At 68.3% G+C, this 12,429-nt stretch carries 10 protein-coding genes; 7 read left to right on the forward strand and 3 right to left on the reverse strand.

Annotated features, from left to right (window positions below; genetic code table 11):
• Positions 1-26: 26 nt before the first annotated feature.
• Complete coding sequence (locus tag AB663_RS07565; RefSeq protein WP_083511163.1) at positions 27-491, forward strand: DUF3054 domain-containing protein; 465 nt, start codon at positions 27-29, stop codon at positions 489-491.
• Positions 492-500: 9 nt separating this feature from the next.
• On the opposite strand, the gene AB663_RS07570 is transcribed toward AB663_RS07565, so the two are convergent.
• From AB663_RS07570 to AB663_RS07580, 3 genes are all read right to left on the reverse strand, one after another.
• Positions 501-989, reverse strand: coding sequence for a SprT-like domain-containing protein (locus tag AB663_RS07570; RefSeq protein WP_067197530.1), 489 nt, complete (start codon positions 987-989; stop codon positions 501-503).
• Between the two features lie 40 nt (positions 990-1,029).
• Positions 1,030-1,557, reverse strand: a complete 528-nt coding sequence (locus tag AB663_RS07575) for a hypothetical protein (protein ID WP_067197533.1) — start codon at positions 1,555-1,557, stop codon at positions 1,030-1,032.
• 137 nt (positions 1,558-1,694) lie between these two features.
• Positions 1,695-2,555 carry a spermidine synthase gene (locus AB663_RS07580; protein ID WP_067197537.1) on the reverse strand — a complete coding sequence of 287 codons (861 nt, stop codon included), beginning with the start codon at positions 2,553-2,555 and terminating at the stop codon, positions 1,695-1,697.
• 191 nt (positions 2,556-2,746) lie between these two features.
• On the opposite strand from AB663_RS07580, the gene AB663_RS07585 reads away from it, so the two are divergent.
• From AB663_RS07585 to rpoB, 6 genes are all read left to right on the forward strand, one after another.
• Positions 2,747-4,420: an ABC transporter substrate-binding protein gene (locus AB663_RS07585; protein WP_067197540.1), complete on the forward strand. Its 1,674-nt coding sequence runs from the start codon at positions 2,747-2,749 to the stop codon at positions 4,418-4,420.
• Between the two features lie 147 nt (positions 4,421-4,567).
• Complete coding sequence (locus tag AB663_RS07590) at positions 4,568-5,572, forward strand: ABC transporter permease (RefSeq protein WP_067197543.1); 1,005 nt, start codon at positions 4,568-4,570, stop codon at positions 5,570-5,572.
• Positions 5,573-5,606: 34 nt separating this feature from the next.
• On the forward strand, positions 5,607-6,557 hold the full coding sequence (locus AB663_RS07595; protein WP_067197547.1) for an ABC transporter permease: 951 nt from the start codon (positions 5,607-5,609) through the stop codon (positions 6,555-6,557).
• A gap of 20 nt (positions 6,558-6,577) precedes the next feature.
• Positions 6,578-8,269: an ABC transporter ATP-binding protein gene (locus AB663_RS07600; RefSeq protein WP_232304664.1), complete on the forward strand. Its 1,692-nt coding sequence runs from the start codon at positions 6,578-6,580 to the stop codon at positions 8,267-8,269.
• Between the two features lie 124 nt (positions 8,270-8,393).
• Positions 8,394-8,687 (forward strand): hypothetical protein, encoded by a 294-nt coding sequence (locus AB663_RS07605; RefSeq protein WP_067197554.1) that lies wholly within the window; start codon positions 8,394-8,396, stop codon positions 8,685-8,687.
• 192 nt (positions 8,688-8,879) lie between these two features.
• Positions 8,880-12,386, forward strand: coding sequence for a DNA-directed RNA polymerase subunit beta (gene rpoB / locus AB663_RS07610; RefSeq protein WP_067202382.1), 3,507 nt, complete (start codon positions 8,880-8,882; stop codon positions 12,384-12,386).
• The last annotated feature ends 43 nt before the right edge of the window (positions 12,387-12,429 follow it).

Genomic DNA, 12,429 nt, shown 5'->3' on the forward strand with positions numbered 1-12,429 from the left:
GCCGCCGACCGACGTAAGGTCGTGGCATGAGGTACCTTCCCGCGTTCGCCCTCGACGCCGTTCTCGTGCTCGTCTTCGCCGCGATCGGCCGCGCATCGCACGACGAGAACCCGGCCGGATTCCTGCTCACGGCGTGGCCGTTCCTCGTGGCTCTCCTCGTGGGGCACGCGCTCGCGGCCCTGCTGCCAGGACGTCCTCGCAGACCGTGGTCACTCGGCTGGGGAGCCGTCGCATGGGTGGTCACGGTGGCCGGGGGCATGCTGCTCCGCCTGGCGACAGGCGCGACCGCCCAGGTGCCGTTCATCATCGTGGCGACCATCGTCCTCGGCGTGTTCCTCGTCGGATGGCGTGCGCTCGCCGCTGTGTTCCGACGTCGGCGCTCGGCCCGCGGGCGCGATCTCGTCGATGCGCAGGCGCCGGCCGACCGATCGGAGGGAGAGACGGATGCGGCGGCACCCCGACTCGACGACGACGGTGCGGAGCCGCGGTAGCGGCAGGACTCAGCGCGGGGCCTGAGCGGCGAGCCGGACGTCGGCGCTGATCTCGCGGCGCGTCCAGGTGAAGACGTAGCGGGCGTCGAACGTTCGGGAGCACTTGGCGCACGACGTCGCCCGCGTCGGACGACGGTGACGATAGGTCACATGCCCTGCGGGGCAGGTGCCGACCCAGGGGGCGAGCTCGACGGCGGTCTCACCGTGATGGGTCGTCCCGCCGACGTAGCCGAGGTCGCGCGCGATGCGCTTCCACTCCGGACCGTGCGCTGCGCGGTGCCCGGCGAGGGCGTGGGCCACCTCGTGCAGCAGCACCTGGTGGATCTCGTCGTCGTCGAAACGCGCGGCGAGGTATCGCGACACCGTGATGCGCTTGTTCGTGTAGTCGCACTGGCCGGCTCGACGCTTGGCGTGGTCGAAGCCGAACGACCAGCTGTCGTCGAGATGCATCGCGATCAGTGCTTCGCCCCAGACGCGCACACGGTCGAGTTCCGCCATGCGCCAAGGCTAAGCCATGCCGCCGACATCGCGGCGCGGCTCAGCCCGCCACGAGTTGTGAGGTGCGGCGTCGCTCGACGGCCTCGATGGCGAGCAGCGCGGTCTCGAGCTCGCTGTCCTGTGCGCCGGCCTCGCGGCGGAGGAAGAGGGAGCGCTTGAAGCTCTCGCGCGCAGTCTCGTAGTCGCCGGCGTCGTACGCGTTCTTGCCGTGGTGCTGGTGCGCGAACGCGGCGATCGACAGCCACCGCTGTCCCTCCGCCTCATCGGCACAGGTCGCGAGCTCCTGCTCGGCTGCGGCGTGCGCACCGCGGTACTGGAGCACCGTGGCGTGCAGCACCCGCGCGCGCAGCACGTCCTTGCGCGTGCCGGCCATGCGGGCCTGCCGCACGGTCTCATCCGCCAGAGCCAGGGCGTCGTCGAGTCGTCCGAGCACCTTCAGCAGCCACACGCGCTCCAGGAGCGCGGGGAGGCTGCGCTGGTTCTCGATCTCGGCCAGCCTGTCCGCGCACTCGTCGAGGTCGACGATCTCGCGGAGGGTGTCCTGGTCGTATCCCCGGATGAAACCCATTGCTCTCCTTCCGCAGCGTCCCGCCCTCCAGTCTGCATGCCGCGACGGCGAGCGCCGGGGCGGCACGCCCCGAGTTCCGGCATCCGATCCTCCGGGGCACCGCGCCAGCCTGCGTGGACTGCCGCGGCGGCGCCGGCTCAGCGGAGGAACAGCGAGGCGTCGGGGCGGGGCGATGCCACGGCATCAGCGTCCGTGACGATCCTCGCGCCCTGCGCGAAGGCGGCGACCTCGGCGCCCTGTGCGATCTTCGCGGGATGCGGTCCTGCGGCGAGCATCCGCGGCAGCCACTCGGTCGGCAGCGGCGACGCCGAGGCCGCGATGACGAGGTTGCCGAAGCGGCGTCCCTTGAGCACCTGCGTGTCGGCGAGGATGCCGATCTCGGGAAGCACCTCGGCGATCGTCGCCACCTGGCGACGGGCGAACGCGAGACCCGGCCCGTCGGCGACGTTGACGAGGAGCACGCCCTCAGCGTTCAGCAGAGCCCGCAGCTCGCGGTAGAACTCCACGCTGGTGAGGTGCGCGGGGGTCTGCGCTCCGGAGTACACGTCGGACACCACGAGGTCGCATGCTCCCACGATGGCCGGGGGAAGCCGCCGCACGCCGTCGCGCGCGTCGCCGATGCGCACGCGGATGGCGGCGCCGCGGGGGAGCGGCAGGTGCTCGCGCACGAGTGCGGCCAGGGGTGCCTCGAGCTCGATGACCTGCTGCCGGGACCCCGGACGCGTCGCCTCGATGTACCGCGGAACCGTCATGGCCCCGGCGCCGAGGTGCACCGCGGTGAGAGGCCCTTCGCGCAGCTGGTCGATGACCGCGCCCATGCGCACCACGTACTCGAAGTGCAGATGGGTCGGGTCGTCGAGATCGACGTGCGACTGCGGGGTGCCGTCGACGACCAGCTCGAATCCGCTGGTGAACTCCGACGGCACGATGCGGGCGATGCCGCCGTGATCGAGTCGGGCCTGGGGATGCTCGGCATCCCGCGCGCGCGTCCTGCCCATGGTCCGAGACTACGCGGTCAGCGGAGATATCCGACCGAGCAGGTCCTGTTCGCGACGAGCCTCGATACCGGATCGCAACCTCGTGACATTTGGCATCTCCGCGTTCGCTGGGTACCGTCGAGGAATCACCGTCCGGAGGCGAAGAGGCCTCCGGTACGCGCAAGGAAGCGCCCCACAGGGAAGGTCGTACTATGCACCACAGTGTCATGCGACGGCGAGGTCTCATCGCCGTCACCGGAGCGGCTGTCGCAGCGCTCGTGCTCGCGGGATGCGTCGCCAGCGAGCGCGGAGACAAGGGAGACGGAGCCTCCGGCGAGGTCGACAGCACGTTCGTGTTCGCCGCGTCCTCCGACCCGGCGAGCCTCGACCCCGCGTTCGCCCAGGACGGTGAGACCTTCCGCGTCTCGCGGCAGATCTTCGAGGGCCTCGTCGGCACGAAGCCCGGCACCGCAGACCCCGCACCGCTGCTGGCCGAGTCCTGGGAGTCGTCCGAGGACGGCATGTCCCACACCTTCACGCTGAAGAAGGGCGTGACGTTCCACGACGGCACGCCGTTCAACGCCGACGCGGTGTGCTTCAACTTCGACCGCTGGTACAACTGGACCGGCCTCGCCGCATCCGAGGCGCTCGGCTACTACTACAACAAGCTCTTCCACGGATATGCGTCCGACCCGGCCAACGCCGTCTACAAGTCGTGCACGCCCGACGGCGACGACAAGGTCACGATCGAGCTGAACAAGCCGTTCGCCGGCTTCATCGCGTCACTGTCGCTGCCGGCGTTCGGGATGCAGAGCCCTTCGGCGCTGCAGGAGTTCGGTGCCGACGAGGTCTCCGGATCGGCCGAGGCGCCCGTGCTGTCGGAGTACGCGATGGGACACCCGGTGGGCACCGGGCCGTTCCAGTTCGACGAGTGGGCTCCCGGTGAGCAGGTCACGCTGAAGGCCTACGACGACTACTGGGGCGAGAAGGGGCAGATCGAGAAGATCATCTTCCGGACGATCGACGACCCCACGGCCCGCCGCCAGGCGCTCGAGTCCGGCTCGATCGACGGATACGACCTCGTCGGCCCCGCGGACACCAAGGCGCTCGAGGACGACGGCTTCACGATGGTGTCGCGCCCGCCGTTCACGATCCTCTACCTCGCCTTCAACCAGGCCGTGCCCGAGCTGCAGGACCCGAAGGTCCGCGAGGCCCTGTCGTACGCGATCGACAAGGACGCGCTGATCAGCCAGGTGCTGCCGGAGGGGACGCAGAAGGCGACGCAGTTCGTGCCGGAGGTCGTGAACGGTTACAACCCCGACGTCACCACCTACGACTACGACCCGGAGAAGGCCAAGGCGCTGCTGGCGGAGGCCGGATACACCGAGGCCAACCCGCTGAAGCTCACCTTCAACTACCCGGTGAACGTCTCGCGTCCGTACATGCCCGACCCCGAGCAGATCTTCACGGTGCTCTCCACGCAGCTCAAGGACGTCGGCGTGGAGACCACTCCGGTCTCGGAGGAGTGGGTCGAGTACCTCGACCGCACGACGGGCACGTCGGACCACGGCATCCACCTGCTCGGCTGGACCGGCGACTACAACGACACCGACAACTTCGTCGGCGTGTTCTTCGGTCAGAAGAGCTCCGAGTGGGGCTTCGACAACCCGGAGCTGTTCCAGAAGCTGGCCGACGCCCGCGGCGTCTCCAACCTCGACGAGCAGACCGAGCTCTACGAGCAGATCAACGAGGATGTCGCGCAGTTCATCCCCGGTGTCCCGCTCGCGCACCCGGCGCCGACGCTCGCGTTCGACCCGCGCGTGAAGAGCTACCCGGCCAGCCCGGTGAACGACGAGGTCTTCACGGACATCGTCCTCACCAAGTGACGACCTGACCGACGTCCGTCGTCTCGTCGCTCCTCCGCTCAGGGACCGGCCCCTCCGGTCCCTGAGCGGGCCGAGCGGCCCCTCCCGTCGCTCAGGTCCCTGAGCGGGCGGAGCGAGACGAAGGGCACTCGAACAACGGAGTTCTTCGTGCTGCGCACCATCGGCAGGCGACTGCTGTTCCTCGTCCCCACTCTCGTCGGGCTGAGCATCCTGCTCTTCGCCTGGGTCAGGGCCCTTCCCGGCGGACCCGCCGTCGCCCTCCTCGGCGAGAAGGCGACGCCCGAGGCCATCGCCAGGGTCAACGAGCTCTACGGATTCAACAAGCCGCTCATCGAGCAGTACTTCGTCTGGATCAGCCGTCTCCTCCAGGGCGACTTCGGCACCTCGATCCAGACGAACCGGCCGGTGCTCGAGGAGTTCTTCCGGCGGTTCCCCGCCACGATCGAGCTCAGCGTGATGGCGCTCATCTTCGCCGTTGGCGTCGGCATCCCGCTCGGCTACTGGGCCGCCCGCCGTCACGGCCGGTTCAGCGATCACGCCTCCGTCGTGCTGAGCCTCATCGGCATCACCATCCCGGTGTTCTTCCTGGCGTTCATCCTGAAGTACGTCTTCGCGGTGCAGCTCGGCTGGCTGCCGTCCGACGGGCGTCAGAATCCGCGCATCGACGCGACGCACCCCACGGGGTTCTACGTATGGGACGGGGTGATAACCGGCGAGTTCGACGCGGCCTGGGACGCCATCCTGCACCTCGTGCTCCCGGCGCTCGCACTCGGCACCATCCCGCTGGCCATCATCGTGCGCATCACCCGCGCGAGCGTGCTCGAGGTGCAGAACGCCGACTACGTACGGACCGGGCGCGCGAAGGGCGTCGGATCGGCCACGCTGCGCAACCGGTTCATCCTGCGCAACGCGATGCTCCCGGTCGTCACGACGATCGGCCTGCAGACGGGGCTCCTCATCTCTGGCGCCGTGCTCACGGAGACCGTGTTCGCGTTCCCCGGCATCGGCTCGTTCCTCGCCAGGGCGATCTTCACGAGGGACTTCCCGGTGCTGCAGGGGTTCATCATCTTCATCGCGATCGCGTACGCGCTCATCAACCTCGCGGTCGATGTCTCGTACAGCCTGATCGATCCGAGAGTGCGGGTGCAGTGATGGCCCGCCTCAGCATCCGGAAGGAGGTGGCGCGATGAGCGTCGCACTCCCACCCGCCCAGGGCGGAGACATCGTCGACACGGTCGCGATCGCACAGGCCGATCTCAAGGAAGGACCGGGCGGATTCTGGCGCGACGTGTTCCGCCGCATCCGCCGCAACCCCACGGCATGGATCGGAGCGGGGATCGTCCTCGTCTTCCTCCTCATCGCGCTGCTCGCACCCGTGCTCGCGCCGTATCCCGAGACGGCCCTGCCTGGCGCGAAGTCGATCACGCCGACGCACATCCCGGGTCCTGGCGAGCTGGCGCAGTTCCCTCTGGGCCTCGACCGCTTCGGCGGGGATGTGCTCTCGAAGCTCATCTGGGGTGCGCAGGCGTCGCTGCTCGTCGGGGTCGTGTCGACCCTGCTGGGATTCGTCGGCGGCATGCTGCTCGGCCTGCTGGCCGGGACGTTCGGCGGATGGGTCGACACGCTGATCATGCGGGTCGTCGACATCATCCTCTCGGTGCCGAACCTGCTGCTCGCCGTGTCGATCGCGGCGATCCTCGGCCAGACCCCGTTCGCGGTCATGATCGCCATCGGCGCGGCGAACGTCCCGATCTTCGCGCGCCTGCTGCGTGCGTCGATGCTGCAGCAGCGGTCGAGCGACTACGTGCTGTCGGCGCAGACCCTCGGGCTCGGCCGCGGCCGCATCACGATGTCGCACGTGCTGCCGAACGCGATCGGTCCCGTGATCGTGCAGGGCACGCTGACCCTCGCCACCGCTGTCATCGACGCGGCGGCACTGTCGTTCCTCGGCCTGGGCGGCGGTCGCCCTGAGACCGCGGAGTGGGGGCGCATGCTCACCTACGCGCAGGACGAGCTGGCGATCGCGCCGTGGCTGGCGTTCTTCCCCGGCATCTGCATCGCCGTGACCGCGCTGGGCTTCACTCTCTTCGGCGAAGCGCTGCGCGAGGCGATGGATCCGCGAACGAGGGCGCGATGATCGCGCGGGACGAGGGAACCATGAACCATGCGAACGCGAAGCAGCCGCTGCTGACGGTCGAGGGCCTCGCGGTCGACTTCACCACGATCGACGGCGTCGTGCACGCCGTCGAGGGAGTCGACCTCGAGATCGCGGAGGGGGAGACCGTCGCGATCGTCGGCGAGTCCGGATCGGGCAAGTCGACGACGGCGATGGCGATCATCGGTCTCCTGGCCGGGGGCGGACGCGTGGCCGCAGGCAGCATCCGGCTGGAGGGTCGCGAGATCGCGCACGCGCCCGAGCACGAACTGCGTGCGATCCGCGGACGGCACATCGGCCTCGTACCGCAGGATCCGATGTCGAACCTGAACCCGGTCGCGAAGATCGGCACGCAGGTGGCCGAGACGCTCCTCGCGCACGGGCTCGCGACGCGGCAGAACGTGCACGCCAAGGTCGTCGAGGCGCTCACAGCAGCGGGTCTGCCCGACCCGGAACGGCGCGCGAAGCAGTATCCGCACGAGTTCTCCGGCGGCATGCGCCAGCGCGCGCTCATCGCGATCGGTCTGGCGTGCAAGCCGCGCCTGCTCATCGCCGACGAGCCGACGAGCGCGCTCGACGTGACGGTGCAGCAGACCATCCTCGACCAGATCGGCGAGATGACGCGCGAGCTCGGCACGGCCGTGCTGCTCATCACGCACGACCTCGGCCTCGCCGCCGAGCGGGCGGAGCGGGTCGTCGTGATGCATCGCGGACGTGTCGTCGAGCAGGGCCCGGCACGGCAGATCCTGGAGGATCCGCAGCATCCGTACACGCAGTCGCTGGTGAAGGCCGCCCCGTCGGTGGCTGCGGCGCGACTGCGGCCGGAGGCCTTCCGCGTCGAGGAGCGCGAAGCGCGGGCGGGTGAGCCGGATGCCGCTGCGCCGGACGCGTCTGCGCCGGCGCGCGCCGACAACATCGTCGAGATCGAGAACCTCACCAAGATCTACCCCGTGCGCGGCCGCGCCGAGGACTTCGTGGCGGTGAACGACGTGTCGCTCGCGATCCCGCGGGGCGAGACGGTCGCGATCGTGGGGGAGTCGGGGTCGGGCAAGACGACGACGGCGCGGATGCTCCTGAAGGTGATCGAGCCGACGAGCGGCACGATCCGCTTCGAGGGGAAGGACGTGTCGTCGCTCACCCGCGCCGAGACGAAGGACTTCCGCCAGCGGGTGCAGCCGATCTTCCAGGACCCGTACTCGAGCCTGAACCCGATGTTCACGATCGAGCGGCTCATCTCCGAGCCTCTCGACTTCTACCGGCGGGGGAGCGGAGCCGAGCGGCGCAAGCGGGTGCGGCAGCTGCTCGACGACGTCGCCCTGCCGCAGTCGATGCTGCGGCGGTACCCCTCGGAGCTGTCGGGCGGTCAGCGGCAGCGGGTGGCCATCGCGCGGGCGCTCGCGCTGTCGCCCGATCTCATCGTGTGCGACGAACCGGTCTCCGCGCTCGACGTGCTCGTGCAGGACCAGGTGCTCACGCTTCTGCGCGACCTGCAGAGCGAATACGGCCTGAGCTACCTCTTCATCTCGCACGATCTCGCGGTGGTGCGGCTGATCAGCGACTACGTGTGCGTGATGAAGGACGGCTCGCTGGTCGAGGCGGCGTCCTCCGAGGAGATCTTCACGAATCCCCGCGATCCGTACACGCGGCGGCTGCTCGCCTCGATCCCCGGCAACGAACTCGGAATCGCGTCCTGAACGGCGCCCCGCACATGGCCTTGTGCGGGGCGCCAGGCGGGACTAGCTTCTGTGTCGTGCGACGACGAGGTCGCATCGAGCCGATGGGGAAGGCGACTCGTTCCATCTGGGTGAGGAACGGAACATGAAGAGATCAGTGATCGGCTGCGCGCTCGCGCTGGGGCTCGTCCTCGGTGGCGGCGCCGCGGCATTCGCCGGCGAGACCACGGGCGGCGGCACGCCCGTGCCCGGAGCGGGGCACGCCAACTCGGAGTGCGCGTTCTCCGGGCGTGATATGCCCGATGACGTCGAGGACAACCCTCCCGGGTTCGACGACGACGCGGTGACCGGCGGGCATGTGCAGAGCTACGGCATGTTCGTCCGCGCCGGTCTGAAGGACGCGGTGCCGAGTCCGGGGATGGCCTGCCGCGGGCAGTGACGTCCCCTCCACAGGTGGATGCGGATGCTTTTACCGCAGCATCCGGAATTGGTCAAGGATTTGACTTGCCATGTCGCCGAATCGCGTCTACAGTTGGTAGTTGCGCTCGCTTCTCCGTGCCCTCATATGGTGGTCGGCATCGTTGAGCTTCTGAGCGCGCACTCCACCGACGACAAAGGAATCGAGATTCCCTTGGCTGCTGCTCCCAACGCATCCTCATCCACCACCACCACCACGAAGAACGGACGCGGAGCATCCCGCCTCTCGTTCGCCAAGATCTCCGACACGCTGACGGTGCCCGACCTGCTGGCGCTCCAGACCGAGTCGTTCGGCTGGCTCGTCGGCAACGATGCCTGGAAGGCGCGCGTCGCCCAGGCGAAGGCCGAAGGCCGCACCGACGTCAACGAGGTGTCCGGCCTCGGTGAGATCTTCGAGGAGATCTCCCCGATCGAAGACCTCGGCGAGACGATGCAGCTCTCGTTCACGAACCCCTACCTCGAGCCCGAGAAGTACTCCATCGAGGAGTGCAAGGAGCGCGGCAAGACCTACGCCGCCCCGCTGTACGTCGAGGCCGAGTTCATGAACCACCTCACGGGTGAGATCAAGACCCAGACGGTCTTCATGGGCGACTTCCCGCTGCAGACCGACAAGGGCACGTTCATCATCAACGGCTCCGAGCGCGTCGTCGTCTCGCAGCTCGTGCGTTCGCCCGGTGTGTACTTCGACAAGACGCCCGACAAGACGTCCGACAAGGACATCGTGTCGGCTCGCGTCATCCCGAGCCGTGGTGCGTGGCTCGAGTTCGAGATTGACAAGCGCGACCAGGTGGGCGTGCGCATCGACCGCAAGCGCAAGCAGTCGGTGACCGTCTTCCTCAAGGCCCTCGGCATGACGAGCGAGGAGATCCTCGCCGAGTTCGCCGGCTTCCCCTCGATCGAGGAGACGCTCGCGAAGGACACGATCGTCACCAAGGAAGACGCGCTGCGCGACATCTACCGCAAGCTGCGTCCGGGCGAGCAGGTGGCCGCCGAGGCCGCTCGCGCGCTGCTCGACAACTTCTACTTCAACCCGAAGCGCTACGACCTCGCCAAGGTCGGTCGCTACAAGATCAACCACAAGCTGGGTCTCGACGCGCCTCTCACCGCCTCGGTGCTGACGGTCGAGGACATCGTGGCGACCATCAAGTACCTCGTGCGTCTGCACGCAGGGGTCGAGACGTTCGAAGGCGTCCGCGGCGGCAAGCCGGCGCAGATCCGGGTCGCCACCGACGACATCGACAACTTCGGCAACCGTCGCATCCGCGCCGTCGGCGAGCTCATCCAGAACCAGGTCCGCACGGGTCTGTCCCGCATGGAGCGCGTCGTCCGCGAGCGCATGACCACGCAGGACATCGAGGCCATCACGCCGCAGACCCTGATCAACGTGCGCCCTGTCGTCGCGGCGATCAAGGAGTTCTTCGGAACCTCGCAGCTGTCGCAGTTCATGGACCAGAACAACCCGCTCGCGGGTCTGACCAACAAGCGCCGTCTGTCGGCTCTCGGCCCCGGTGGTCTGAGCCGTGACCGCGCGGGCGTCGAGGTCCGTGACGTGCACCCCTCGCACTACGGCCGCATGTGCCCGATCGAAACGCCGGAAGGCCCGAACATCGGTCTGATCGGTGCGCTCGCGACCTTCGCGCGCATCAACTCGTTCGGTTTCATCGAGACCCCGTACCGCAAGGTCGTCGACGGCGTCGTGACCGACCAGATCGACTACCTCACGGCGTCCGAAGAGGTCGAGTTCAACATCGCGCAGGCCAACGCCCCGCTCGACAAGAACGGCCGCTTCCGCGAGAGCCACGTGCTCGCGCGTCCGAAGGGCGGCAGCGGTGAGGTCGACCTGTTCCTCCCGGAGGAAATCGGCTACATCGACGTCTCGCCGCGCCAGATGGTGTCGGTCGCGACCTCGCTCGTGCCGTTCCTCGAGCACGACGACGCGCAGCGCGCGCTCATGGGCGCCAACATGCAGCGTCAGGCCGTGCCGCTGCTGCGCAGCGACTCGCCGCTCGTCGGAACCGGTATGGAGGGCTACACGGCCATCGACGCGGGTGACGTCATCACCGCCGAGAAGGCCGGTGTCGTGACCGAGGTCTCTGCCGACCGCGTCGTCGTGATGCTCGACGAGGGCGGCACGCAGGAGTACCACCTGCGCAAGTTCGACCGCTCCAACCAGGGCACGTCGTACAACCAGAAGGTCATCGTCAACGCCGGTGAGCGCGTCGAGGTCGGCGAGGTCATCGCCGACGGTCCCGCCACCGAGAACGGCGAGCTGGCGCTCGGCAAGAACCTCCTCGTCGCGTTCATGACGTGGGAGGGCTACAACTTCGAGGACGCCATCATCCTCAGCCAGGACCTGGTGAAGGACGACACCCTCTCCTCGATCCACATCGAGGAGTACGAGGTCGACGCCCGCGACACCAAGCTCGGCAAGGAGGAGATCACGCGTGATCTCCCCAACGTCAGCCCGGAGCTGCTGAAGGACCTCGACGAGCGCGGCATCATCCGCATCGGCGCCGAGGTCCGGCCCGGCGACATCCTCGTCGGCAAGGTCACGCCGAAGGGTGAGACCGAGCTCTCCGCCGAGGAGCGCCTGCTCCGCGCGATCTTCAACGAGAAGAGCCGCGAGGTGCGAGACACGTCGCTCAAGGTGCCGCACGGTGAGCAGGGCACGATCATCGCCGTCAAGGAGTTCAACGCCGAGGACGGCGACGACGAGCTCGGCTCGGGCGTGAACCGCCGCGTCGTGGTCTACATCGCGCAGAAGCGCAAGATCACCGAGGGTGACAAGCTCGCGGGCCGCCACGGCAACAAGGGCGTCATCGCGAAGATCCTGCCGGTCGAGGACATGCCGTTCCTCGCCGACGGCACGCCCGTCGACATCGTCCTGAACCCGCTCGGCATCCCCGGTCGAATGAACTTCGGCCAGGTCCTCGAGACCCACCTGGGGTGGATCGCCAAGCAGGGCTGGAAGATCGAGGGCGAGCCCGAGTGGGCAGCGCGCCTGCCCAAGGAGGCCTATGAGGCCGCCCCCGGCACGAAGGTCGCGACTCCTGTGTTCGACGGAGCGAGCGAGGAGGAGATCGCCGGTCTCCTCGACTCGACGCTCCCCACCCGTGACGGCGTGCGCCTGATCGACTCGAGCGGCAAGACCCAGCTGTTCGACGGTCGCTCCGGCGAGCCGTTCCCGGCGCCGATCTCGGTGGGCTACATGTACATCCTGAAGCTGCACCACCTGGTCGACGACAAGATCCACGCACGTTCGACTGGTCCGTACTCGATGATCACCCAGCAGCCGCTCGGTGGTAAGGCGCAGTTCGGTGGCCAGCGATTCGGTGAGATGGAGGTGTGGGCGCTCGAGGCCTACGGTGCCGCGTACGCGCTCCAGGAGCTCCTCACGATCAAGTCCGACGACATCCTCGGCCGCGTCAAGGTCTACGAGGCGATCGTCAAGGGCGAGAACATCCAGGAGCCCGGCATCCCCGAGTCGTTCAAGGTGCTCATGAAGGAGATGCAGTCGCTCTGCCTGAACGTCGAGGTCCTCTCGGCCGACGGCACGGCGGTCAACCTCCGCGACACCGACGACGAGGCCTTCCGCGCAGCGGAGGAGCTCGGAATCAACATCTCCAGCCGTTTCGAGGCCGCCTCGATCGACGAGATCTAATCCTTCGCCGGGCTCGGGCGCGTCCAGCCTGAGCCCGGCGAAG

This window comes from Microbacterium sp. XT11, assembly GCF_001513675.1.
Lineage (GTDB): Bacteria > Actinomycetota > Actinomycetes > Actinomycetales > Microbacteriaceae > Microbacterium.